Raw genomic sequence first — 23,307 nt, 5'->3', positions numbered from 1 at the left:
GCGGCGCCGTTCTATCAATTGTCATGGCTGTAATATCAGCGCACTCGCCCGGCTGAGCATCATGCAGGCACAAGACAAACATGCTCAGAGGCACCCCTCATGTACCGTGGATTCTGGTATGCCCAGGCGCTTGACCTGGACAACGACCTGGCCCCTGCCCTGCAGGACTCGATTCAAGCCGACGTGTGCATCGTCGGCGGTGGCTTCCTTGGCCTGTGGTCGGCCATCCGCCTGAAACAGGCGCACCCGGAAAAAACCATCGTCATCGTCGAGCGCGACCGCTGCGGCTCGGGTGCCAGCGGGCGCAACGGTGGCGTGGCCACCAACTGGTGGGGCAAGTACCTGTCGGTGCGCAACATCTGCGGTGATGTCGAAGCGCGGCGCATCTGCGAAGCCGCCGAGTCGGCCATCGACGAGATCGGCAGCTTCTGCCAGGAGCACGGCATCGACGCCCAGTACCGCAAGGACGGCTGGCTGTGGACGGCCACCAACCAGCGGCAGATGAACTCCTGGCGCGTGCTCACCGACGGCCTGCAGAAACTCGACGTAAACCCGTTCCAGGAACTGGACCGCCAGACCATTCGCGGGCGCGTCGGCTCGCCACTGGTGCTGGGTGGCATCTTCGACCCCAACGCGGCCACTGTGCAGCCCGCCATGCTGGCCCGCGGCCTGCGCCGCGTGGCACTGAAACTGGGCGTGCAGATTTTCGAGAAATCGCCGTTCACTCACCTGCAGCGCGGCAAGCACCCTGTGGTGCACACCGCCAAAGGCCATGTAAAGGCCAACCACGTGGTGCTGGCGCTCAACGCCTGGGGCGCGCAATTCCCCGAGCTGCGTCGGATGATCGCGATCATGTCCAGCGACATGGTCGCCACCGCGCCGGTCAAGGCCAAGCTCGACGCCATCGGTTTCAGCGGCGGCGAATGCATGACCGACTCGCGCACCGTGCTCAATTACTGGCGCAACACCCCTGACGGGCGCGTGGTGTTCGGCAAGCCGCTGGGCCAGTTCGCCTATGCCGGGCGCATTGGCGACCTGTATGAAAAACCCTCGCCGGCCGCCGACAAGGTCGCTGCCGAACTGCGCCGCCTGTACCCGCAGTTGCAGGATGTACCGGTGGTCAGCAGTTGGACCGGGCCGATTGACCGGGCCATGAAGGGCCTGCCCAACTTCGGCTACCTCGACCATCACCAGACCGTCAGCTACGGCATCGGTTTTTCCGGCAACGGCGTGGCCACCACTGTGTTTGCCAGCCGCATCATCAAGTCGTTGGCCACCCATGCCAACGACGAGTGGGCCAACTGTGGCCTGGTCAACCAGAAGATGAAGCTGCTGCCGCCAGAGCCGTTGCGCTTCATTGGTGCGCACCTGGTACGCGATGCGCTGGTGCGCAAGGAGTCGCTGGAAGACCACGACCAGGACGCCGGCTTCATCACCCGCCAGCTTGTGGGCATGGCGCCCGCCGGTTACGTGCCCGCGCAGAAAAAATAAGGACAAGACCGTGAGCGAACATATCGTCTTCCTTGACGACGAAGGCCTGGCGCCTTCCACCCGCCTCAAGCGCCCCGACTGCGATCACAGCTGGCAGCAGTACGCCTACACCCACCCCGACCAGGTGTCGGAGCACCTCAAAGACGCGACCGTGGCGCTGACCTGCAGCGTGCCGCTGCGCGAAGAGCACTTGCGCCAGTTGCCCAGGCTGAAGATGATCTCGCTGGCCCTGACCGGCCGTGACATCGTGGATGTCGATTATTGCGAAGCCAACGGCATCAAAGTATCGAGCGTACCGGGCTATGCCGCCAACACCGTGGCCGAGCACAGCCTGGCGATGATCCTTGAACTGTTCCGCCGCCCGGCCGCCTTCACCCGCCTGATGCGCCAGGTGCATGCCGGCGACAAGCCGTACCAGAACATCTACTTCAACCACCGCATCCGCGATGTGCGCGACAAGCAGTTGGCGATCATCGGCAGCGGCCCGATTGCCCTGCGCCTGGCGCACCTGGCGCGGGCATTCGGCATGCAGGTGCTGTTCGAGGACCGCGGCGGCAAGCGCAAGGGCACCGATTGCCGGCCGCTGGCCGAGCTGCTGAAAAGCTGCGACGTGCTGTCGATCAATTGCCCGCTCACGCCAGAAACCTACAACCTCATTGATGCGGGGCAGCTGGCATTGATGAAGCCCGATGCCATCGTGGTCAACACCGGCCGCGGCGGCGTGGTCAACGAAGCGGCGCTGATTCAGGCGCTGCAACAGGGGCGCCTGGGCGGTGTGGCGCTGGATGTAGTGGAAGTGGAGCCGCTGCACCCCAGCAACCCGTTGTTCGAACTGATCGATCGCGACGACTTCCTGCTCAACCCGCACATCGCCTGGAGCAGCGAAGACGCCATGCAGCAGCTGATGGACAGCGCCGTGGACAACATCAACGACTTCGTCGCCCGCCAGGTTTCTAAAAAAAGGATTCGCACCGCATGACCCTTGCCACCAAAAGCAGCTACGTCGATGGCGCCTTCGTCCCGCTCGGCAGCAGCGCCGACGTCCTGGAAAACCGCAACCCGTCCGACCCGGGTGAAGTGGTAGAGCGCTTCGAACGCGCGGATCAGTTGCTGACCGAGCGGGCCATCACCGCTGCCCGCCGCGCGCAACCGGCGTGGGCGCGCAGCAACCCGCAGCAGCGTGCCGACGCGCTGGATTTCATCGGTACGGAAATCCTCGCCCGCCGCGAACAACTGGCGACCCTGCTTGCCCGCGAAGAAGGCAAGGTGCTGCGCGAAGCCCTGGGCGAAGTGGACCGTGCCGGGCGCTCGTTCAAGTTCTACGCCCAGGAAGCGCTGCGTGCCGAAGGCGAGAAGTACCAGTCAGTGCGCCAGGACGTGGGGATCGATGTATTCACCCAACCACTGGGCGTGGTCGGCATCATCGCCCCGTGGAACTTCCCCATCGCCATCCCGGCGTGGAAGATCGCCCCGGCGCTGTGTTTTGGCAACTGTGTGGTGTTCAAACCGGCCGAACTGGTGCCCTCCTCGGCCTGGGCGCTGGCCGACATCATCTCCCGCGCCGGTTTGCCGGCAGGTGTGTTCAATATGCTGATCGGCCCGGGCCGCAGCGTCGGCGATACCATCATCCGTTCGCCGTTGGTCGATGGCATCAGCTTTACCGGCTCTGAGCATACCGGCCGGCAAATTGCCCGGCTGGCCGCCGAAGGTATGAAGAAAGTGCAGCTGGAGATGGGCGGCAAGAACCCGCTGATCGTGCTGGACGATGCCGACCTGGAACAGGCAGTGGAGGTGGCGCTGAACGGTTCGTTCTACAGCACCGGCCAACGTTGCACCGCCAGCTCGCGGGTGATCGTGACCGAAGGCATTCATGATGCCTTCGTCGCACGCCTGGCCGAACGCACCCGCGCACTGGAGGTAGGCGATGCGCTACAGGCCAGCACCGACATTGGCCCGGTGGTCGACAGCCGGCAGCTGGAGCAGAACCTGGCGTACGTGGCCGCCGGCCTTGAACAGGGCGCGAAACTGGTGTGTGGCGGCGAGCGGATCGACAACCTGGCAGGGGCGTACTTTTTCACCCCGGCGCTGTTTACCGAGGTGACGCCGGACATGCGCATCTACCGCGAAGAAATTTTCGGGCCGGTGCTGAGCGTACTCAAGGTGCGTGACCATGACGAAGCGTTCGCTGCCGCCGAGGACACGGCGTTTGGCCTGTCGGCCGGTATCGTCACCACCTCGCTGCGTCATGCCGAGCATTTCAAGCGCAACAGCTCGGCGGGGATGGTGATGGTCAACCTGCCGACTGCCGGGGTGGATTATCACGTGCCGTTCGGGGGGAACGGGGCATCGAGCCTGGGTTCGCGTGAGCAGGGGACGCATGCACGGCAATTCTTTACCCGGGTGAAGACCACCTACCAGTTGGCCTGAACGGGCCGGGGGGCCGCTTTGCGGCCCCGACAATCTCCAGCCCGCAAAGGGAACTACCTGCACTCCTCGGCTCTCTTAAGCACTGAGTGGTTTATTTCCCTGTGCTTCACGCTACTGGAGAACACGTCATGCGCCACCTACTCCTCGCCCCTGCGCTGCTGCTCCTGCTGCCTGCTGGTGCTGCCCTGGCCCGCGTCGATGCGGGCGACGTCGCCACCTCGGCCGGTGTTTCCGCTTCGCTGTATTCGACCTTCAAGGACGACAAACGGATCATCCCGGCCCGTGACGAGCTGTCTGCCTTCGTCGCCAGCGGCGGTGCGATCCGTGGCGCCTATGTAGAGTCGGCGCTGGAACAGGCCCGCAAGGACCATCCTGGGCTGCAGGCCAATGATGAAGAGCTGGCCAGGGCTATTCTTTCCCAGGATGACCGTATAGCCGATCATTGAAGTCAGCCAGTACCGGCCTCTTCGCGGGTAAACCCGCTCCCACAGGGACTGCACAGCCTTCAGATCTAGTGCGTTTCCTGTGGGAGCGGGTTTACCCGCGAAGAGGCCGGCACAGGCGACTTCACCCCCAGCCATCCATGCGCATGGTCGCCCTGACCAGGCGCTGCTCTTCCTGTTCGATCTCCCGCAAACTGTCGCGTATCCCGTTGATATGCTCACGCGCCGCCCGCTGCGCCTGCTCCGGCAGTTGCTCCATCACCGCGTGATACAGCCGCGCATGCTGCCGATCAATCTGGCGTTTCTGCGCAGGGCGGCAATACAGGTTGTTGACCGATGCAAACACGGTGCTCAAGGTCAGGTCACTGAGCGATTGCAGGGTATGTACCAGCACCGGGTTGTGCGACGCCTCGCTGATCGCCCGGTGGAAGGCATGGTCACGGCGGGCGTGCTCACGGGCGTCCAGCGCCTCTGCCGCCTCGTGGGCCGCCAGCATTTCTTCATAACGCCGGCGAATCAGCAAGCGGTCGACCTCGGTGGCGCGTAACGCCGCCAGCCGCGCCGACTCGGCCTCCAGCAACGCCCGCACCTCCAGCAGGTCGAACAGCGTGCGTGGCTGCGAGCTGAACAGGTGCATCAACGGTGTGGTACCCGCCTGCCCCGTCAGGTCGGCAACGAACGAGCCTCGCCCCTGCTCGGTGTCGATGATGCCGCGCCCACGCAAAATGCGTAGCCCTTCACGCAGAGCCGAGCGTGAACAACCCAGCTTATCTACCAACCGCCGCTCCGAAGGCAGGGCCTGGCCCACCTTCAGCACGCCATCGACGATCAGCCGCTCCACCCGCTCGGCCACCTGGTCGGCGACCTTGGCCTTGCCATCAGTAACCACTGCGCACCCTCCTGCTGGTAGGACCAGTTAGACCACCTGCCCCAATCTAGCCGGGTAAACCCATCAATCACCAGTACCCGGAAGAAAAACTGGTAGGACCAGTGCCTGCCATGCTCGACCACTGCTGCTGGCACGCGCAGGCTGCAACGGTGACCGCTTTGCCAACAACAACAAAAACCGTTGCCGAGTGAGCCGATGAATATCCTGTACGACGAACGCGTCGATGGCGCGCTGCCCGCCGTGGACCAGGCAGAGCTGCTGCAGGCACTGCGAAGTGCCCTGCCGGACCTCGATATCCTGCACCGCGAAGAAGACCTCAAACCTTACGAATGCGATGGCCTGTCGGCCTATCGCACGGTACCGCTGCTGGTAGTACTGCCCGAGCGCCTGGAGCAGGTGCAGACGCTGCTCAAGCTGTGCCACCAGCGCGGTGTACCGGTGGTCGCGCGTGGCGCCGGTACCGGCCTGTCGGGCGGTGCCCTGCCGCTGGCCAAGGGTATCCTGCTGGTGATGGCACGCTTCAACCGTATCCTGGAGGTCAACCCGCAGGGCCGCTACGCCCGTGTGCAGCCCGGCGTACGTAACCTGGCCATCTCCCAGGCCGCCGCACCCCATGGTATGTACTACGCACCAGACCCCTCCTCGCAAATTGCCTGCTCCATCGGTGGCAACGTTGCCGAGAACGCAGGTGGCGTGCACTGCCTGAAGTACGGCCTGACCGTGCACAACCTGCTCAAGGTGGACATTCTCACGGTCGAAGGGGAACACCTGACCTTGGGCAGCGATGCCCTGGACAGCCCCGGCTTCGACTTGCTGGCGCTGTTCACCGGTTCTGAAGGTATGCTCGGCATCGTCACCGAAGTCACCGTTAAACTGCTGCCCAAGCCTCAGGTGGCAAGGGTGCTGCTGGCCTGCTTCGACAGTGTCGAGGACGCTGGCCGGGCGGTGGCCGAAATCATCGCCGCCGGCATCATTCCAGGCGGCCTGGAAATGATGGACAACCTGGCCATCCGCGCTGCCGAAGACTTCATCCACGCCGGCTACCCAGTGGACGCGGCGGCCATCCTGTTGTGCGAACTGGATGGCGTGGAGGCCGATGTGCACGACGACTGCGAACGGGTGGCCGCCGTGCTGACCCAAGCCGGCGCGCGCGAGGTGCGGCTGGCCTGCGACGAGGCCGAGCGCGTGCGCTTCTGGGCCGGGCGCAAGAACGCCTTCCCGGCGGTGGGGCGCATTTCCCCGGACTACTACTGCATGGACGGCACCATCCCCCGCCGCGAACTGCCGCGGGTGCTCAAGGGCATCAGTGACCTGTCCAGCGAATACGGCCTGCGCGTGGCCAACGTGTTTCACGCCGGCGACGGCAACATGCACCCGCTGATCCTGTTCGATGCCAACCTGCCCGGCGAGCTGGAGCGGGCCGAAGCCATCGGCGGCAAGATCCTCGAACTGTGCGTGGCGGTGGGCGGCAGCATCACCGGCGAGCACGGCGTAGGCCGCGAAAAAATCAACCAGATGTGCGCGCAGTTCAACAGCGATGAAATCACCTTGTTCCACGCGGTCAAGGCCGCCTTCGATCCCCAGGGCCTGCTCAACCCCGGCAAGAACATTCCCACCTTGCACCGCTGCGCCGAGTTCGGCGCCATGCACGTGCACCACGGCCAACTGCCGTTCCCCGACCTGGAGCGCTTCTGATGAGCATGAACCGCGACATCAGCCAGGCCCTGCTGGAGCAGGTCAACCAGGCCTTGAACCAGGGCACGCCACTGCGTATCCAGGGCAGCAACAGTAAGGCCATGCTCGGCAACCCGGTGGCCGGCGAAGTACTCGACACCCGCAGCCACCGTGGCATCGTCAGCTACGACCCGACGGAACTGGTGCTCACCGCCCGGGCAGGCACACCGCTGCGTGACATAGAAGCAGCCCTGCACGAGGCTGGCCAGATGCTGCCCTGCGAACCCCCGCACCTGGGCCCCGAGGCCACTTTGGGCGGCATGGTCGCGGCGGGGCTGTCCGGCCCCAGGCGGCCGTGGGCCGGGTCGGTACGTGACTACGTGCTCGGCACGCGGGTGATCACCGGTCACGGCAAGCTGCTGCGCTTTGGTGGCGAGGTGATGAAGAACGTGGCCGGTTACGATGTATCTCGGCTGATGGCGGGCAGCTTTGGTTGCCTGGGGCTGTTGACGGAGGTGTCCCTGAAAGTGCTGCCTCGGCCGCGCGAGTGCCTGAGCCTGCGCCTGCCGATGGGCTGCCACCAGGCATTGGAAGCGCTGGCCGAGTGGGGGCAGCAGCCACTGCCGATCAGCGCCGCCTGCCATGACGGCGACGCGCTGTACCTGCGCCTGGAAGGCGGTGAAGGCTCGGTGCAGTCGGCACGCCAGCGCCTGGGCGGCGATACCCTCGACAGCGGTTTCTGGAGCGACCTGCGCGAACAGCGCCTGGCGTTCTTCAACGACCCTGCGCCGCTCTGGCGCTTGTCACTGCCCAACGCCACCGGCGAGCTGCACCTGCCCGGCCGGCAACTGATCGACTGGGGGGGCGCCCAGCGCTGGCTGAAATCCAGCGCACCGGCGCAGGCGATTCGCGACCACGTCGCCAAGGTGGGTGGCCACGCCACCTGCTACGCCCCCGGTGCAGCCAGCAGCGCGCCCCTGCCCGCCGCATTGATGCGTTACCACCGCGCCCTCAAGCAGCAGCTCGACCCCCAGGCGGTATTCAACCCTGGCCGCCTGTACCCGGACCTGTGAGGCCAGACCATGCAAACCAACCTGAGCGAAACATCCCGCCAGCTGGCCCGCGCCGACGAAGCCGAAAGCATCCTGCGGTCCTGCGTGCACTGTGGTTTCTGCACCGCCACGTGCCCCACCTACCAGCTGCTGGGCGATGAACTGGACGGCCCGCGCGGGCGTATCTACCTGATCAAGCAGATGCTCGAAGGCGAGCCGGTAACCGCCAGCACCCAACTGCACCTGGACCGCTGCCTGACCTGCCGCAACTGCGAAACCACCTGCCCATCCGGGGTCAAGTACCACGACCTGCTGGACATCGGCCGCGCCGTGGTCGAACAGCAGGTACCGCGCCCGCTTGGCCAGCGCCTGCTGCGCCAGGGCCTGCGCGCGGTGGTGCCGCGCCCGGCACTGTTCAAGGCCCTGACCCGCGGTGGCCAAGCCCTGCGCCCGCTGTTGCCGGCCACGCTCAAGCGCAAGCTGCCGGCGCGGATAACCCCACCCGGCCAGCGCCCGACACCGCGCCATGTACGCCGGGTGCTGATGCTGGAAGGCTGCGTGCAGCCGGCACTGTCGCCCAATACCAATGCCGCCGCCGCACGCCTTCTGGACCGCTTGGGCATCAGCATCGAACCCATCCACCAAGCCGGCTGCTGTGGCGCGGTGGACTACCACCTCAATGCCCAGGAGCAAGGCCTGCAACGTGCACGGCGCAATATCGACGCCTGGTGGCCTGCCATCGAAGCAGGTGCCGAGGCCATCGTGCAAACCGCCAGCGGCTGCGGCGCGTTCGTGCGCGACTATGGCCACCTGCTGGAACACGACCCGCGCTACGCAGCCAAAGCAGCAAGGGTCAGCGCCCTGTCCCGCGATCTGGTAGAAGTATTGCGCGATGAGCCGGTCGAGCAACTAGGCCTGTGCGCCGAACAACGCCTGGCCTTCCATTGCCCCTGTACGCTGCAACACGCCCTGAAGCTGGGGGGCGCGATAGAGGCGCTGCTGACGCGCCTGGGCTTTACCCTGACCCCGGTGCCGGACGGCCACCTGTGCTGCGGCTCGGCTGGCACCTATTCGCTGACCCAGCCGGCGCTGTCGCTGCAACTGCGTGACAACCGCCTCAACGCACTGGAAAGCGGCAAACCGCAAGTCATCGCCACCGCCAACATCGGCTGCCAGGCCCACCTCGATGGGGCCGGGCGCACGCCAGTACGGCACTGGATCGAAATCGTCGAAGCAGCCTTGAACCCGGAGCCCCCTCATGCATAGCAAGTTCGTTATCGGCCAGGCCGAAGTCGCCCGTGTGCTGACCGCCGCCCGCCAGGAAGCCCTGGCCCAACACTGGAACGTGACCATCGCCGTGGTCGACGACGGTGGCCACCCCCTGGCCCTGGAGCGCATGGATGGTTGTGCGCCGGCCAGTGCCTACATTGCCGTGGAAAAAGCCCGGACTTCCGCGCTGGGGCGCAAGGAAACACGGGATTACGAGGAAATGGTCAACGGTGGCCGTACCGCATTCGTCACCGCACCGCTGCTGACCAGCCTGGAAGGTGGCGTGCCATTGCGAGTGGATGGCCAGGTGGTGGGTGCCATTGGCGTGTCCGGGGTCAAGTCCGAACAGGATGCCCAGGTGGCCAAGGCTGGGGCTGCTGCCCTCTGAGTCCTGTAGCGGCCTCTTCGCGGGCTTGCCCGCTCCCACAGGTCCCGAACCCACGCAGTAACTGTGGGAGCGGGCAAGCCCGCGAAGAGGCCCGCACAGGCAACTGATTTCCCGAAGAAAGACAATCGAGCGGACAGACAATGCCAAACCACCAACTCCAGATCGCCCCCACCCTCCAGCGCTTCATCGAAGACGAAGTCCTCCCCGGTACCGGCATCGAAGCCAACGCCTTCTGGCAAGGTTTCAGCAACCTGGTCCACGACCTCGCCCCGCAAAACCGCGCCCTGCTCGCCGAACGCCAGCGCCTGCAAACCGAGCTGGACAACTGGCACCGCCAGCACCCCGGCCCGATCCACGACATGGCCGCCTACCAGCACTTCCTGCAGGGCATCGGCTACCTGGTCGACGCCCCCGAACACGTGCAGATCAACACCGCCAAGGTCGACCGCGAAATCGCCGTGCAAGCCGGCCCGCAGCTGGTCGTGCCGCTGAGCAATGCCCGCTACGCTCTCAACGCCGCCAACGCCCGCTGGGGTTCCCTCTACGATGCGCTGTACGGCACCGATGCCATTGCCGAAACCGCTGGCGCCGAACGCGGCCAGGGCTACAACCCGGTACGCGGCGCCAAGGTGATTGCCTATGGCCGGCAGTTCCTCGACGCTAGCGCCCCACTCGACGGTGCGTCACACAGCGACGCCAAGGTCTATGCGATCTACCAGGGTACGCTGCACGTGACGTTGGCCGACGGCCGCCAGGTCGGGTTGCAGAATCCAGCGCAGCTTCATGGCCATCAGGGTGAGCCGAGCACACCCACGGCGATCCTGTTGGAGCACCACCGGCTGCATTTCGAAATCCGAATCGACCCGACCAGTGCAATCGGCCAACAGGACCTGGCCGGGGTCAAGGACATCGCCCTGGAAGCCGCGCTGACCACCATCATCGACTGCGAAGACTCGGTAGCTGCCGTGGATGCCGACGACAAGGTCAACGTCTACCGCAACTGGCTGGGCCTGATGAAGGGCGACCTCAGCGAGCAGGTCAGCAAAGGCGGCAAGACCTTCAGCCGCACCCTGGCCGCCGACCGCCAGTACCAGGGTGCAAACGGCCACCCCCTGACGCTGCCGGGCCGCTCGCTGCTGTTCATCCGCAACGTCGGCCACCTGATGACCAACCCGGCCATCCATGACCGCGATGGCCGGGAAATCCCCGAAGGCATCCTCGATGCCGTGGTCACCAGCCTGATCGGCCTGCACGATCTCAAGCGCCGCGGCAACTCCCGCGAAGGCAGCCTGTACATCGTCAAGCCGAAGATGCACGGGCCGGCCGAAGTGGCCTTCGCCGACCAGCTGTTCGGCCGTGTCGAGGCCCTGCTGGGCTTGCCTGCGCATACCCTGAAGATGGGCATCATGGACGAGGAGCGGCGCACCAGCGTCAACCTCATGGCCTGCATCGCCAGTGCCGCATCACGGGTGGTGTTCATCAACACCGGCTTCCTCGACCGCACCGGGGACGAGATGCACAGCGCCATGGAAGCCGGCGCCATGCTGCGCAAGGGCGACATGAAAGGCACCGCCTGGATCCAGGCCTACGAACGCAGCAACGTGCTGGTCGGCCTGGCCTGTGGCCTGCGCGGCAAGGCGCAGATCGGCAAGGGCATGTGGGCCATGCCTGACCTTATGGCGGCCATGCTCGAACAAAAGGTTGCCCAGCCAAAGGCCGGTGCCAACACCGCCTGGGTACCGTCGCCCACTGCCGCTACGCTGCATGCGCTGCACTACCACCAGGTAGACGTCGCCGCCGTGCAACAGGCGCTTGAACAGGTTGACCTGGGCGCCCAGCGCCAGGCGTTGCTGCATGACCTGCTGAGCATTCCGGTCAGCCCAGAACGGGCGTGGAGTGCCGCTGATATCCAGGCCGAGCTGGACAACAACTGCCAAGGCATCCTCGGTTACGTGGTGCGCTGGGTCGAGCAAGGGGTCGGCTGCTCCAAGGTGCCTGACATTCACGATGTGGGCCTGATGGAGGACCGCGCCACCCTGCGCATTTCGGCGCAGCACATTGCCAACTGGCTGCACCATGGGGTGGTGGATGACGAACAGGTCGAAGCGAGCCTGCAGCGCATGGCCAGGGTGGTCGACCAGCAGAATGCCGGGGACCCGGCGTATCGGCCGATGGCGGCCGGTTTCGAGGCATCGCATGCCTTCCGCGCTGCTCGGGAGCTGGTGTTCAAGGGGCGTGAGCAGCCGAGTGGCTATACCGAACCGTTGTTGCATGGCTGGCGGTTGCGCTTCAAGCAGGAGGCTCAACGCTAGATGAGGCTACGCGTCCCCAACACGGGATCGGGGCAGGCCGGCGAAGTTTGCCGTCGGCCTCAACCGCCTGCCAGTCAAGGGCGGTAGTTCGGCGCATTCAGAAATTTCCCACAGCCCTCTCAGAAGCGTCCTACTTGCTGCCTCTGCACACAGAAAACAAGATCGGTGTTGGACAACGCAAGGTCGCGATCCAGAGGAGGTTCCGTATGCACCTGTACGCCCGCTCCATTGCCGAACTGCGCAGCAGCCTGCGCGAAATGCTGGCCCATGACATCAGCAACCCCGACGAAGACCCCCACCTGTCGGGGGTGATGTTCTTCTGCGCCACCGACGAGCACTCTCGGCAACTGATCGAACGTATCGAGTTGCTGGCCAGCGAGGTGTTCTTCGACCCGAACGGGCGGGCCATTACCGAACACCTGAAAGCTGCCGCAGTGAATGGCGTGCGTATCAAGCGCAACCGCCAGGCGCCAGCAGACGAGACAGTGATCCGCATCGCGGTGGCGGACAAGGGCTATATCACCGTGAGCACCGCCCGGTTCTGAGCTTTTTGGGGCTGCTTTGCAGCCCCATGCCCTTCCCTGTCCAATCCGCTATCCTGAGCACTCCCCCGCTCCGGACCACCCCATGGAACTGCACATTCGCCTGGAAGGCCGCAAAGGCCTGGCCGATCAGCTTTACCAGCAACTGCGCGCCGGTATCGACAGCGGCCACCTGGCCGCTGGCACCCAACTGCCGCCCACCCGACTGCTGGCAGAACAACTGGGCGTATCGCGCAAGACCGTGGCCGAGGCCTACTCACGGCTGACCTACGACAACCTGCTCAGCGGCGTGGTCGGCCGTGGCACGTTCATCACCCCGCGCCAACCATTGCGCAACCATGAGTCCGCCAGCATTGCCCTGGCCGGTGCCGCATCCCTCGAACGCTGGCAGCAGCGCGCCACCGTGCTCGCCCAACGCCAGCTGCAAACGCCCTCGCGCTATGACTTTGTCGGCGGGGCATCGAGCAAGTCGCAGTTCCCGTTCGACCAATGGCGCAGCTGCCTGAATTACGCCCTGCGCCGCAGCCAGCGTCACCCCGAACGGCAGTTCCAGGCGCAGGGCCTGCCGGAGCTGCGCGAAGCTATTGCCCACCACATCGCCTACGCCCGCGGCGTGCACTGCAGCGCGGCCGACCTGCTGGTGTGCAACGGCGCCCAGCAAGCGCTGGACCTCATCGCCCGGGTACTTGTCGAGCCAGGCTGCCAGGTGGCTATGGAAGACCCCGGCTACCCGCCGGCACGGCAACTGTTCCTGGCCCTCGGGGCACGCCTGCAATCGGTGCCGGTGGATGATGAAGGCCTGTGCGTGGAGCAGATCGCCGACGGCACCCGGCTGATCTACGTAACACCCTCGCACCAGTTCCCGCTGGGCATGCCCATGAGCGAGCCGCGCCGGCATGCCCTGCTGGCGCGAGCTGCCGAGTTGGGCGCACTGATCATCGAAGATGACTACGACTGCGAGTTCCGCTACCACGGGCCAGCCTCGGATGCCCTGCAGCGCCTCGACCGGCATGGCCTGGTGGCCTACGTGGGGACCTTTTCCAAAACCCTGCTACCCGAGTTGCGGCTGGGTTATGCCGTGCTGCCACCAGCCGTGCTGCAGGCCGCCTGCGTGGCAAAGCACCTCAGTGACTGGCACAGCCCGACTTTGCTGCAGTGGGCGTTGGCGCGCTTTTTGGGCGAAGGCCACCTGAACAAGCACATCCGCCGCTGCCACGATGTCTACAGCGCTCGCCGCGAGCGCATCCTGGCGCGCCTGGGTGGCGACCTGGCACCATGGTTCAGCCCAATCCCCGCCAGCGCCGGGTTTCACCTCAGCGCCTTGGCCGCGCCCGGGGTGGATGTGGAGCTGCTGGCCAACCTCGCACGCAAGGTAGAGGTCGGCCTGTATTCACTGGCGCCATTCTTCAGCGAAGCGCCGGCACGCCCGGGGCTGTTGCTGGGCTTCGGCGCCATCGAACTGCTGGACATCGACCCGGCACTGGACCGGGTGCGCGATACCCTGCAACGCCTCAGTTGACTGGCACGGGCTTGCCTGTTGGGGCTGGTCGCGCGATGGCTGCGGCATAGCCACGCGGGTTGAAGCAGGTGGTCACCAGCAGCATGGCCAGCACGGTCACGGTGAGCAGCGTCCACGACGCCTGGAAGTCGCCACTCATGTCACGCAGCCAGCCGGTGATATACGGCACGATACCGGTGATGATGAAGCCGATGCCCTGCACGAACGCCGCCAGGCTGCCGGCCTCGGCGGGCGTCTTCAGGTGCTCCAGGGTCAGCGTCAGGCTTTGGCTGAAGCAGGCGCCCAGGCCAAAACCGATCATCGCAACCCACAGCCCCGAAGCCTGCGTAGGTGCCAGCAGCAGGCCAAGGAAGCCGGACAGCTGGATTGCCAGCGCCAACCACAGGCCTGGGCGGCGGTCAGCCCAGCGCCGCAGCAACAGCGGCAAGCCCAGTGCACCGGCTACCTGGAAGACCGTCATCAGGCCAACCAGGTCTGCGCCGCCCTGGGCGCTGCCGCCGTGCTCGATGTGGTACGCCGGCAGCCAGGCCACCATGCTGGTGTAGCCGCCATTGATCAGGCCGAAGTACAAAGCCAGCAACCAGGCCCGGCGCGTGCCGAACCAATGCCCGCCAGCGGCCCCGGCCAGCTTTGGCGGCCCCTGCCGAGGCCGCAGCACGGCCCAGGCCAGTAGCGCCAGCAGTGCCGGGATCGCCCACAGGCCAAGGCCGACCTGCCAGTGGCCGAAGTGGCCGCTGATATGCGGGCCAAGCACGGCGGCCATGCCGCCGCCACTCATCAATGCCGCCGAGTACAAACCCATCGCCCCCGCCAGGCGGCTGGGGAACCAGCGGTTGACCAGCCCCGGCATCATGCCCTGCACCACCGCCACCCCCAGGCCGGCGACCACAGCACTGGCAATCAGCGCCCAGGCGCTATCTAGTTGCAGTCGCCACAGGCAGGCCAGCGCAATGGCCGCCAGGCCTCCAAGCATGCCGCCGTGCTCGCTGATCCAGCGTCGCAGCCACGGCTGCAGCAACGGCACCAGGCCCATGCACAGCACCGGCAACGCTGTCAGCAGTGCGGCCTGCTGGTAGCCCAGGCCGGTGCTGGCGCGCATGGGTTCGAGTAACGGGCCGATACTGGTCAGGATCGGCCGCAGGTTCAGCGCCAGCAGAATCACCAGCAACAGGTTCAAAGCAGCTCTCATTGTGCATCGGTTCTCTGGTAGCAGGACCGGGCCATTATCCCGGCTTGCCAGCCCTGGCAGAAATGAAGAGATTGGATGCTTGTCAGTGGCCACCTGAATGGACGATTGGCCTCCGGCTTATGTGTGCAATTGGCTATCGGGGAGGCCAAAGGGCAGCGCTACAGTAGAGCCATTCCCACCCCACACCTTTTGGAGACAGCCATGCACAACCGTATCGAATGGGCCAAGCACGCCCCGGAAGCCTACAAAGCCATGGTCGGCCTGGAACAGGCCCTGGCCAAGAGCGGCCTGGAAAGCTCCCTGCTGGAGCTGGTGCGCCTGCGGGCCTCGCAGATCAACGGCTGCGCCTACTGCGTCAACCTTCACGCCAACGATGCGCGCAAGGCCGGTGAGACCGAAGCACGCTTGCAGACCTTGAGCGTGTGGCGCGAAACCGCCTACTTCACCCCGCGTGAACGTGTGGCGCTGGCCTGGGTCGAGAGCCTGACCCGCCTGCCTGAGCGTGGGGCACCGCAGGGGGAATATGAAGCCTTGCAGGAGCACTTCGAACCGACCGAAGTGGCCAACCTGACCCTGGCGATTGCCACCATCAATGCCTGGAACCGCTTCGGGGTCGGGTTTGCCATGGTGCCGGCCTGATTATTCATTGATCGCCGTACCGGCCCTATCGCCAGCCAGCTCCCACAGGTACTGCACATGACTTGAATACGATGCGGCCAGTGGGAGCTGGCTTGCCGGCGATGGGCTGCAGAGCAGCCCCATGGATTCACCAGGTCAACACCGCACCCACCGCAAAGGTATCGGTGTCTTCGTTCTGCGCGCTGGTGTCATGCCCGTCGATGGAAAACTGGTTGTACTCGGCCACCAGCTTGAGGTTGTCGTTTACATCATGGAACAGCGCCACGCCGCGGGTCTCGTAGTCCGCACCGCTGCCCACCGCGCCATTGCCATCGTCCTTGGTCTTGCCATAGGACAGCGCCACGCGGTTCTTGCCGAGCTTGTACGAGCCCTGCAGCAGGTAGCCGTCACTGTCGACATTGCGCAAAACCGGTTCGCCCGCGTTGTTGGTGAAGAACGGGTTAATGCCCTTTGCCTGGAACCCCGAGCCAGTCAGCGACAGCCCGCCCATCTTGGCCTGAACGCCATAGCCGACACCTTTGGAGGTAATGGACTCCACCGTCGAATCGGTATTGTCGGAGGTCTGGTAGCTGCCGTTGACCCAGCTGTAAATCTGCGCCCCGCCCAGGTCGAACTGGTAGGTGATCTCGCTTTCGGTGCGCGGGTTTTCCTGGTAGGCCTTGCCGGTCGGGCTGCTGTCATTTGTGTCTACCGGGTCCATGATGCCCACCGCCACGCGCAGGCCGTCCATCACCGGCGTGCGGTAAGTGATCTGCGAGGTGGGGAACGGGTACGGGTAACCACTGCCGATGTTGCCGAACGACACCCCGCCGCCGTCCACCAGCCCCAGCGTGTCGCTGACTTGGCCATAACCGGCCAGCAGCTCGTCCAGCAGGATGTTGGAGCGGGCGAACAACCCGAAGTCCTTGCCGATCAGCACCTCGCCCCACGCGGGGTTGGCCACGGTGCCGTAGAACTGGCGCACGTCGATGGCGGTGTCGGTGCCGTTGGTTTCACTGTCGTTGATGGTTACCCAGAACGAGGCACGCGCGCCGAGCTTCAGGTCATCCACCTGCTTGCCCATGTTGAAGCCAAGGTAGTTGGGCAAGAAGCCCATTTTCACCCGCGACTGGCGGCGGTCGAACTGTTCGCCCTCACGGTCGACCTTGCTGTTGACGTAGAAGGCATTGATGTAACCGTCGGTGGAAAACGTTGTCTGGTCCTTGTCGTACAGCATGATCTCGGCCTCGGCGACGCCGCTCAGGCCCAGGGCAGAAAAGCTGGCGATGGCGGCTGCAAGGAAACGAGGCGGCAGGTGCTTATTGTTGTTGTGCATGGCGCGCTCCAAACGGGGACTGGATGTCGGAGGCGATTATCGGAAGTGGCCAAATGGCCAGATACGCTGCTTTGGGGGGAGCGGGTAGCGGCCTTGGGCTGGCGAATGCGGCGTGATGATTTGGTCGCGCTACCGGGTCTGGCCAGGAGGCAAGACCTAAGGTGTACGCATGAATAGCAGGCGGGTATCAATACAACTGTACGAACTGGGGCCGCCTTGCGGCCCTTCGCGGGCTTGCCCGCTCCCACAGGGATCACGCATCTCTTGAACTCAGCGCCAGACCTGTGGGAGCGGGCAAGCCCGCGAAGGGCTGCAAAGCAGCCCCGTTGTTACCGAGTGCGCTGACCACTGCCCTCAGGAAGCAAGCGCCTGCGAGCGCTGGCGCACGGGCATCTCATAGCGGTGCGGTTGCTGCCAGGCCAGCCGTGCCTGCACGTCGACTGCCGCGTCCATCACCTTCTGTGCCCAGTTTTCGTCCTTCGGGCACACCACCACAACGCGAAAACCGTGGTCGACGCCTTCCAGCCGCACACCTTCGGAATCATCGACATGCAGGTCGATATCGAACGCCGAGGGCAACTTCGAGGGCGAATGCTCAAGGCCGTTCTGGGCCAGGATATGCTGGTGCCGGTCGCTGTTGACCACACCATCGACATGGATGCCATAAAGCATCAGCCAGCGCCGGATGTAGGCCGGGGTGCGCCCCGACGAGGTATAGATCCAGATGCTGCAGCCCTGGCGGCGCAGGTCGCGGATCAGCGAGCGCGTGCCACTGCGCAGGGGCTCCCCCAACCAGCGATGGACGAAATTCGGCAGCTTGCTGTCTTCGGCGGCAGCGTGCTCGGGCAGGCAGGCGAGCGTGTCGTCGATATCGAACGAAATGCGTACCTGGCCACGCTTGAGCTTGCGTTCAAGGGCTTGGCGCCCGCGTGCGAACATGGAGTAACGTTGCATCAGCGGCGCCCCTCGCAGGCAGGCACGGGCGTGCCGTTCAGGAAGAACTTGCCGGGCTCAGGCGCCTTCTCTTCAAGGAAAGCAGCGTACTTTTTCTTGATCTTGGGTAGTTCGTACAAAGCCTTTACACCGTGTTTAGCGGAGTTGCGTATGACCGAGGACGGGTTGAAGTAACCCTCGGCGTTGTCCAGCGACAGCACGAAAGGCGGCAACCCGGCACGCATCAGCAGGTAGCTGACGATGAGCGAACCTGTGCGGTTGTTGCCTTCGATGAACAACTGCGGCTTGCTGAGGATTCGTACATAAACACCGGCTGCCCGCTTCCAGACCGAATCGCTGCGGTACGAGCAGTACCAGTTGTACAAGTCCTTGATGCCACCTTCGACGTTATTGAAAAAGTGCGCCTCGGTTGCGGCGAGGTGCGGGGCATATTCAAGGCGATGGGCCGGGTCGCTGCCGCACAGCACAGTGGCATTGATCTCCAGCATCAGGTTCAGCTGTTGCAGGTCGAAGAGGTCGATACCGCGAGCGACATAGTCGTCAATCAGGGCGTAGCCTTCAAGCACGTTCAGCAGCACCTCGTCGGTAAACGGGTCCCGCGGCTCGGTGAAATGCCGGCTGAGTTCGGCAAAGCGGCCCTGCACCTCGCGCAGTGCGCGCTCTACCGCTGAAAGATCAAGACGACGCGTTGCTCGCATTGGAAATCCCGGGTAACACTTTAACGGAAGGTAACGCGGCCGGGTGCTGCAACCTCCCTGGCTGCAACACCCGGCCACCTTGGGCGTGCCTGACTCAGCTGAACTTGCCGCTGATGTAGTCGCTGGTCAGTTGCTCGCGTGGGTTCTGGAAAATCTGCGCCGTAGGGCCCATCTCGACCAGGTAACCGGTGCGGCTGCCCTGGGAAATATCGACCGAGAAGAACGCCGTGGTGTCAGCCACACGAATCGCCTGTTGCATGTTGTGGGTCACCAGGGCGATGGTGTAGTCCTTCTTCAGCTCGACCATCAACTCTTCCACGCGACGGGTGGCAATAGGGTCGAGTGCCGAGCATGGCTCGTCCAGCAGCAGCACTTCGGGCTCGGTGGCGATGGCGCGGGCAATGCACAGACGCTGCTGCTGGCCGCCGGACAGCGACAGGCCGCTGACCTTGAGCTTGTCCTTCACTTCGTCCCACAGCGCGGCGCCTTGCAAGGCGTGCTTCACGCGGTCACCCAGGTCACCCTTGTAGCGGTTAAGGCGCAGGCCAAAGGCGACGTTGTCGAAGATGCTCATCGAGAACGGGTTGGGCTGCTGGAACACCATGCCGATGTAGCGGCGCACGACCACCGGGTCAACACCCTTGCCGTAGACATCCTGGCCCAGGAAGTGCACATGGCCTTCAAACCGGAAGCCCTTCACCAGGTCGTTCATGCGGTTGAGGCTACGCAGCACGGTACTCTTGCCGCAGCCCGACGGCCCGATGAAGCCGGTGATCTCGTTCTTCCTGATCGGCACATGGCTGTCACGCACGGCCATGAAGTTGCCGTAGAAAATCTTGTCCAGCTTGCAGTCCATGACGATCGGGGTGGCTTCACTGACCATGGGAGCGGCTCTTTGCGCAGTGGATACGTTCAAGTGGGATGCTCCCTTTCTCAATACTTGGGCTTGCCGAAGACTCGGCTCAGAATGTTGATTACCAGCACGATCATTACCAGCACCAGCGAGGCCGCCCAGGCGAGCTCGAGCTGGTTGTCGAATGGCATGCCGGAGAAGTTGTAAATCAGTACGGCGAGCGAGGCCGTAGGGTTCATGACCGCCAGGCTGCCGTCATGGTAGATCCAGTAGTTGCTGAACAATGCGGTGAACAGCAGTGGCGCGGTTTCGCCAGCGGCGCGGGCCACGGCCAGCATGACGCCGGTGAGGATCGCCGGCAGGCCTGTGGGCAGGACGATCTTCCAGATCACCTGGGCACGGGTGCAGCCCATGCCGTAAGCGGCGTCTTTCATGATCTTGGGCACCATCTTCATCGACTCTTCAGCGGTCAGCACCACGATCGGCAGCATCAGTACTGCCAGGGCCACACCGCCAGCCGGCGCCGAGTAGGTACCGGTGGTCATCACCACCAGGGCGTAGGCAAACACCCCGGCCAGGATCGACGGCAGGCCGGTGAGCATCTTGGCGGCAAAGCGCGCGGCGTTGGCCAGCTTGCTGTCGGGGCCGAGTTCGGCCAGGAACACTGCTGCCAGGATACCGACCGGTACCGCGATGGCGGCGGCAATGCCGACCATGACGAAGGTACCGGCCATGGCGTTACCAAAACCGCCACCCATCTCGAAGCCGGTCGGCGGCAGCTCGGTGAACACTTCCAGACTCAGGCGTGCACCGCCGCGGGTGATCAGCATGTACAGCACGGAAATCAGCGGCACGCTGGCCACCAGTGCCGCGAGCCATGCCAGGGTAGTCAAAAGCACGCTGCGCAGGGCACGGCCTTCCAGCTTGCGTTGCAGGCTGGGCAATGCGGCTACAGGGGTCGTCAAGTCAGTCATTGTTTGTTACCACGCTGGGCGTAGAGCATGATCATCGAGCCGAGCACGTTCACCAGCAGAGTGATGAACATCAGGACCAGTGCCGCGTACATCAGCACTTCGACCTCGTTCGGTCCGGCTTCCGGGAAGTTCAGCGCCAGCAGCGCCGCCAGGGTGTTGGCCGGGGCGAACAAGGAAAGGGAAATGGTGTTGGCGTTGCCGACCAGCATGGCCAGTGCCATGGTTTCACCGAGCGCGCGGCCCAGGCCCAGCACCAGCGAACCAAAGATGCCGGTAGCAGCCGATGGCACCATCACCTTGAGGATGGCTTCCCAGTGGGTTGTACCCATGCCGTAGGCAGCCTGCTTGGTTTTCATCGGTACGCTGGTCAGCGCATCCTGCGAAACGGCAGCGATGGTCGGCAGGATCATGATCGCCAGTACCAGCGCAGCAGGCAGCAGGCCGGGCCCGCTCAGGGAGGTGCCGAAAAACGGGATCCAGCCCAGTTCGCTGTTCAACCAGGCGGTCAGCGGGCGAATCGCCGGGATGACCACGTAGATGCCCCACAGGCCGTAGACCACGCTGGGGATGGCGGCGAGCAGTTCGACGATGGTGCGGAACACTGCGGCGAGCTTGGCCGGAAGGAAATCCTGGGTGAGGAAAATGGCCATGCTGACGCCGAAGAAACCGGCGATCAACAGGGCGATGAAGGCACTGTAAAGCGTGCCCCAGATCGCTGGCAGAATACCGTACTTGCCTTGGTTGACGTCCCAGACGCTGCCGAACAGCACGTCAAAGCCGTGCTTTTCGATGCCGGGCAGTGCCTTGCGGCCCACTTCGTAGACCAGCGCGAAGACCAGCGCCAGTACCAGCACCACACCAATGCGTGCAAGCGCACGGAAGGTGCGATCGACCAGGAAGTCTTTCGCAGACGGTGGCTGGCACGCGGAATCGGGGTTATCCGGTATGGCAAAGGGTGTGTTCATGGGCAAGTTCCGGGACTAGGGACAAACACCCCCGGCATGGCTTCATGCCGATACCGGGAGCGCCTGGGTATTACTGGATGTTGGCAGACGCTTTACGCACCTGGTCGACAACCGACGCAGGCAGCGGGATGTAACCCATCGAGTCGGCGATGGTCTGGCCTTTGGTCAGGCTGTACTCGACCATTTCACGCATGGCCTTGGCTTTTGCCGGGTTGCCGTTGTCCTTGCGGAAGATCATCCAGGTGTAGGAAGTGATCGGGTAGGACTTGGCACCGTCCGGGTCAGGCAGCCAGGCCACCAGGTTTTCCGGCATGTTTACCGCAGCCAGTGCTTCGGCACCGCTCTCTGCGTTTGGAACGACGTATTGGCCAGCCTTGTTCTGAAGCACGGCGAAGTCGACCTTGGCCAGCTTGGCGAAGCCGTATTCGATGTAGCCGATGGCGCCCGGGGTCTGGCGAACGGTGGCGGTTACGCCATCGTTCTTCGGCGACTTGATGAACTTGTCGGTGGCCGGCCAGTTGACGGTGTTGCCCTCACCCAGCCCTTGCTTGAAGTCAGCGTTGATGGCCGACAGGTGCTTGGTGAAGACCGCAGTGGTACCGCTGGAGTCGGCACGCACGACCACGGTGATCGGGGTAGCTGGCAGTTTCAGCTCAGGGTTGGCCGCGGCGATTTGCGGGTCGTTCCACTGGGTGATCTTGCCCAGGAAGATGTTGGAGTACACCTCGCGCGGCAGCTTCAGCCCTTTAGGGTTGCCCGGCAGGTTGTAGGCCAGGACGATTTCACCGGCGGTCATTGGCAGCAACTGCACGCCTTCGCCAACCTTGGCAATGTCTGCTTCGCTCATGGCCGAGTCGCTGGCGGCGAAGTCGACGGTCTTGTTCAGGAAGTCCTGAACGCCCGCCCCGCTGCCCTTGGACTGGTAGTCAACGGTGACGCCAGCGGTGTTCTTGCTGAAGTCCTTGAACCAGGTCAGGTAGATCGGTGCAGGGAAGCTGGCGCCGGAACCTGTCAGGCGAACGTTTTCTGCAGCAAAGGCTGCCGAAGTGGCGCAAAGGGAGACCGCAACGGCGAGTGCAGCAGACTTCATCAGGCGTTTCATCAAAAAGTGCTCCTTGTGATGGTCGGCACACTTTGCATCAGCTGTGTTACAGCTTTGTGACTGTTGAGTGGCAGGCCGCACGGTAGAGCTTTTTGCCTGTGCCATGAGGCACCGTTTGTCCATTGTCCGGCACTCTCGGTGGACGCCTGGCCTCAACCGTGCAGGCAAATCCAGCAGGAGTGAACACCATGCCCCGCGGTGACAAGGACAAATACACAGACAAACAGAAGCGCAAGGCCGAGCACATAGAGGAGAGTTACGAAGACAGGGGTTTGTCGAAAGAAGAGGCCGAAGCCCGTGCCTGGGCCACCGTCAACAAACAGTCCGGAGGTGGCGACAGGAAGGGTGGCTCGGGGAGCCACACGGCTGCCAGCGAGAAGAAGACAGCCCGCTCTGACTCAGCCAAACGCGCGGCCAAGTCACGCCAGGGTCATTCGCGCAGTTCGGGTGTTTCTCTGGAAACCCAGAGCAAGCAAAGCCTGATGAAGGAAGCGCGCAGCAAAGACATCAAGGGCCGCTCCACCATGACCAAGGCAGAGTTGGTAGAAGCGCTGCGCAAACAAGGTTGAGGGCGCGATGGCTGGCACCGGCTGCGCCGGTGCCATCAATAAA

At 64.1% G+C, this 23,307-nt stretch carries 22 protein-coding genes; 13 read left to right on the top strand and 9 right to left on the bottom strand.

Annotated elements, in window-relative coordinates; translation table 11 throughout:
* The first annotated feature begins 99 nt into the window (after positions 1–99).
* The 4 genes from E8E78_RS19940 (at position 100) to E8E78_RS19925 (ending at position 4,364) form a co-directional block, all read left to right on the top strand.
* Entirely contained in the window at positions 100–1,491 is a 1,392-nt protein-coding gene (locus E8E78_RS19940; protein WP_016499139.1) for an FAD-binding oxidoreductase, read from the top strand.
* Between the two features lie 10 nt (positions 1,492–1,501).
* Positions 1,502–2,470: an NAD(P)-dependent oxidoreductase gene (locus tag E8E78_RS19935; RefSeq protein ID WP_059396342.1), complete on the top strand. Its 969-nt coding sequence runs from the start codon at positions 1,502–1,504 to the stop codon at positions 2,468–2,470.
* A complete protein-coding gene (locus E8E78_RS19930; protein WP_049276456.1) occupies positions 2,467–3,918 on the top strand; it encodes an aldehyde dehydrogenase family protein in 1,452 nt (483 codons plus the stop codon). The genes E8E78_RS19935 and E8E78_RS19930 overlap by 4 nt, the downstream gene beginning before the upstream one ends.
* A 128-nt stretch (positions 3,919–4,046) precedes the next feature.
* Positions 4,047–4,364, top strand: a complete 318-nt coding sequence (locus E8E78_RS19925; RefSeq protein ID WP_016487609.1) for a DUF2388 domain-containing protein — start codon at positions 4,047–4,049, stop codon at positions 4,362–4,364.
* Positions 4,365–4,485: 121 nt separating this feature from the next.
* On the opposite strand, the gene glcC is transcribed toward E8E78_RS19925, so the two are convergent.
* The gene (gene glcC, locus E8E78_RS19920) at positions 4,486–5,250 is read right to left on the bottom strand and encodes a transcriptional regulator GlcC (RefSeq protein WP_016499136.1); all 765 of its coding nucleotides are present in this window, start codon (positions 5,248–5,250) and stop codon (positions 4,486–4,488) included.
* Positions 5,251–5,445: 195 nt separating this feature from the next.
* Between glcC and glcD the strand changes: the two genes are divergently transcribed.
* The 7 genes from glcD to E8E78_RS19885 all read left to right on the top strand — a co-directional run bounded on the left by glcD (position 5,446) and on the right by E8E78_RS19885 (position 14,006).
* On the top strand, positions 5,446–6,945 hold the full coding sequence (gene glcD, locus E8E78_RS19915; protein ID WP_280313449.1) for a glycolate oxidase subunit GlcD: 1,500 nt from the start codon (positions 5,446–5,448) through the stop codon (positions 6,943–6,945).
* Positions 6,945–7,997: a glycolate oxidase subunit GlcE gene (gene glcE / locus E8E78_RS19910; protein ID WP_059396340.1), complete on the top strand. Its 1,053-nt coding sequence runs from the start codon at positions 6,945–6,947 to the stop codon at positions 7,995–7,997. Before glcD ends, glcE begins: the two co-directional genes overlap by 1 nt.
* Positions 7,998–8,006: 9 nt before the next feature.
* A complete protein-coding gene (gene glcF / locus E8E78_RS19905) occupies positions 8,007–9,242 on the top strand; it encodes a glycolate oxidase subunit GlcF (protein WP_084967108.1) in 1,236 nt (411 codons plus the stop codon).
* Positions 9,235–9,633: a heme-binding protein gene (locus E8E78_RS19900; protein WP_016499132.1), complete on the top strand. Its 399-nt coding sequence runs from the start codon at positions 9,235–9,237 to the stop codon at positions 9,631–9,633. Before glcF ends, E8E78_RS19900 begins: the two co-directional genes overlap by 8 nt.
* A 140-nt stretch (positions 9,634–9,773) precedes the next feature.
* The gene (locus E8E78_RS19895) at positions 9,774–11,945 is read left to right on the top strand and encodes a malate synthase G (protein WP_061202403.1); all 2,172 of its coding nucleotides are present in this window, start codon (positions 9,774–9,776) and stop codon (positions 11,943–11,945) included.
* A gap of 206 nt (positions 11,946–12,151) precedes the next feature.
* Positions 12,152–12,490 carry a hypothetical protein gene (locus E8E78_RS19890; protein WP_049274922.1) on the top strand — a complete coding sequence of 113 codons (339 nt, stop codon included), beginning with the start codon at positions 12,152–12,154 and terminating at the stop codon, positions 12,488–12,490.
* An 82-nt stretch (positions 12,491–12,572) separates the two neighbouring features.
* A complete protein-coding gene (locus tag E8E78_RS19885; protein ID WP_049274923.1) occupies positions 12,573–14,006 on the top strand; it encodes a PLP-dependent aminotransferase family protein in 1,434 nt (477 codons plus the stop codon).
* On the opposite strand, the gene E8E78_RS19880 is transcribed toward E8E78_RS19885, so the two are convergent.
* The gene (locus E8E78_RS19880; RefSeq protein WP_084967109.1) at positions 13,999–15,195 is read right to left on the bottom strand and encodes a cyanate transporter; all 1,197 of its coding nucleotides are present in this window, start codon (positions 15,193–15,195) and stop codon (positions 13,999–14,001) included. The genes E8E78_RS19885 and E8E78_RS19880 overlap by 8 nt on opposite strands.
* A gap of 201 nt (positions 15,196–15,396) precedes the next feature.
* Between E8E78_RS19880 and E8E78_RS19875 the strand changes: the two genes are divergently transcribed.
* The gene (locus E8E78_RS19875) at positions 15,397–15,834 is read left to right on the top strand and encodes a carboxymuconolactone decarboxylase family protein (protein WP_016499127.1); all 438 of its coding nucleotides are present in this window, start codon (positions 15,397–15,399) and stop codon (positions 15,832–15,834) included.
* 127 nt (positions 15,835–15,961) lie between these two features.
* On the opposite strand, the gene E8E78_RS19870 is transcribed toward E8E78_RS19875, so the two are convergent.
* The 7 genes from E8E78_RS19870 to pstS all read right to left on the bottom strand — a co-directional run bounded on the left by E8E78_RS19870 (position 15,962) and on the right by pstS (position 22,695).
* Positions 15,962–17,149, bottom strand: a complete 1,188-nt coding sequence (locus E8E78_RS19870; RefSeq protein WP_049274925.1) for a porin — start codon at positions 17,147–17,149, stop codon at positions 15,962–15,964.
* Between the two features lie 354 nt (positions 17,150–17,503).
* The gene (locus tag E8E78_RS19865; RefSeq protein ID WP_059396201.1) at positions 17,504–18,103 is read right to left on the bottom strand and encodes a hypothetical protein; all 600 of its coding nucleotides are present in this window, start codon (positions 18,101–18,103) and stop codon (positions 17,504–17,506) included.
* Positions 18,103–18,801: a hypothetical protein gene (locus E8E78_RS19860; protein WP_049274927.1), complete on the bottom strand. Its 699-nt coding sequence runs from the start codon at positions 18,799–18,801 to the stop codon at positions 18,103–18,105. The genes E8E78_RS19865 and E8E78_RS19860 overlap by 1 nt, the downstream gene beginning before the upstream one ends.
* A gap of 94 nt (positions 18,802–18,895) precedes the next feature.
* A complete protein-coding gene (gene pstB, locus E8E78_RS19855) occupies positions 18,896–19,684 on the bottom strand; it encodes a phosphate ABC transporter ATP-binding protein PstB (RefSeq protein ID WP_016500238.1) in 789 nt (262 codons plus the stop codon).
* A 50-nt stretch (positions 19,685–19,734) separates the two neighbouring features.
* Positions 19,735–20,628: a phosphate ABC transporter permease PstA gene (pstA, locus tag E8E78_RS19850; RefSeq protein WP_016486166.1), complete on the bottom strand. Its 894-nt coding sequence runs from the start codon at positions 20,626–20,628 to the stop codon at positions 19,735–19,737.
* Entirely contained in the window at positions 20,625–21,593 is a 969-nt protein-coding gene (gene pstC, locus E8E78_RS19845; protein WP_016486165.1) for a phosphate ABC transporter permease subunit PstC, read from the bottom strand. Before pstC ends, pstA begins: the two co-directional genes overlap by 4 nt.
* Before the next feature lie 70 nt (positions 21,594–21,663).
* Positions 21,664–22,695, bottom strand: a complete 1,032-nt coding sequence (pstS, locus tag E8E78_RS19840) for a phosphate ABC transporter substrate-binding protein PstS (RefSeq protein WP_016486164.1) — start codon at positions 22,693–22,695, stop codon at positions 21,664–21,666.
* 188 nt (positions 22,696–22,883) lie between these two features.
* On the opposite strand from pstS, the gene E8E78_RS19835 reads away from it, so the two are divergent.
* On the top strand, positions 22,884–23,264 hold the full coding sequence (locus E8E78_RS19835) for a hypothetical protein (RefSeq protein ID WP_049274928.1): 381 nt from the start codon (positions 22,884–22,886) through the stop codon (positions 23,262–23,264).
* Positions 23,265–23,307 lie beyond the last annotated feature (43 nt).

Origin of the sequence: Pseudomonas sp. BN505 (assembly GCF_029873175.1) — a bacterium.
Taxonomy (GTDB): Bacteria; Pseudomonadota; Gammaproteobacteria; order Pseudomonadales; family Pseudomonadaceae; genus Aquipseudomonas; species Aquipseudomonas putida.
This window is presented reverse-complemented; position numbering and strand designations above follow the sequence as displayed.

Excerpts from the sequence above, each read along its gene's own strand:
- E8E78_RS19835 (WP_049274928.1), top strand. The coding sequence starts at position 22,884 with ATGCCCCGCGGTGACAAGGACAAATACACAGACAAACAGAAGCGCAAG.
- E8E78_RS19890 (WP_049274922.1), top strand. The coding sequence starts at position 12,152 with ATGCACCTGTACGCCCGCTCCATTGCCGAACTGCGCAGCAGCCTGCGC.
- E8E78_RS19900 (WP_016499132.1), top strand. The coding sequence starts at position 9,235 with ATGCATAGCAAGTTCGTTATCGGCCAGGCCGAAGTCGCCCGTGTGCTG.
- E8E78_RS19875 (WP_016499127.1), top strand. The coding sequence starts at position 15,397 with ATGCACAACCGTATCGAATGGGCCAAGCACGCCCCGGAAGCCTACAAA.
- E8E78_RS19895 (WP_061202403.1), top strand. The coding sequence starts at position 9,774 with ATGCCAAACCACCAACTCCAGATCGCCCCCACCCTCCAGCGCTTCATC.
- E8E78_RS19885 (WP_049274923.1), top strand. The coding sequence starts at position 12,573 with ATGGAACTGCACATTCGCCTGGAAGGCCGCAAAGGCCTGGCCGATCAG.
- pstS (WP_016486164.1), bottom strand. The coding sequence starts at position 22,695 with ATGAAACGCCTGATGAAGTCTGCTGCACTCGCCGTTGCGGTCTCCCTT.
- E8E78_RS19870 (WP_049274925.1), bottom strand. The coding sequence starts at position 17,149 with ATGCACAACAACAATAAGCACCTGCCGCCTCGTTTCCTTGCAGCCGCC.
- E8E78_RS19860 (WP_049274927.1), bottom strand. The coding sequence starts at position 18,801 with ATGCGAGCAACGCGTCGTCTTGATCTTTCAGCGGTAGAGCGCGCACTG.
- pstB (WP_016500238.1), bottom strand. The coding sequence starts at position 19,684 with ATGGTCAGTGAAGCCACCCCGATCGTCATGGACTGCAAGCTGGACAAG.
- E8E78_RS19880 (WP_084967109.1), bottom strand. The coding sequence starts at position 15,195 with ATGAGAGCTGCTTTGAACCTGTTGCTGGTGATTCTGCTGGCGCTGAAC.
- E8E78_RS19930 (WP_049276456.1), top strand. The coding sequence starts at position 2,467 with ATGACCCTTGCCACCAAAAGCAGCTACGTCGATGGCGCCTTCGTCCCG.
- pstC (WP_016486165.1), bottom strand. The coding sequence starts at position 21,593 with ATGAACACACCCTTTGCCATACCGGATAACCCCGATTCCGCGTGCCAG.
- glcD (WP_280313449.1), top strand. The coding sequence starts at position 5,446 with ATGAATATCCTGTACGACGAACGCGTCGATGGCGCGCTGCCCGCCGTG.
- glcF (WP_084967108.1), top strand. The coding sequence starts at position 8,007 with ATGCAAACCAACCTGAGCGAAACATCCCGCCAGCTGGCCCGCGCCGAC.
- E8E78_RS19940 (WP_016499139.1), top strand. The coding sequence starts at position 100 with ATGTACCGTGGATTCTGGTATGCCCAGGCGCTTGACCTGGACAACGAC.
- glcE (WP_059396340.1), top strand. The coding sequence starts at position 6,945 with ATGAGCATGAACCGCGACATCAGCCAGGCCCTGCTGGAGCAGGTCAAC.
- pstA (WP_016486166.1), bottom strand. The coding sequence starts at position 20,628 with ATGACTGACTTGACGACCCCTGTAGCCGCATTGCCCAGCCTGCAACGC.
- E8E78_RS19925 (WP_016487609.1), top strand. The coding sequence starts at position 4,047 with ATGCGCCACCTACTCCTCGCCCCTGCGCTGCTGCTCCTGCTGCCTGCT.
- E8E78_RS19865 (WP_059396201.1), bottom strand. The coding sequence starts at position 18,103 with ATGCAACGTTACTCCATGTTCGCACGCGGGCGCCAAGCCCTTGAACGC.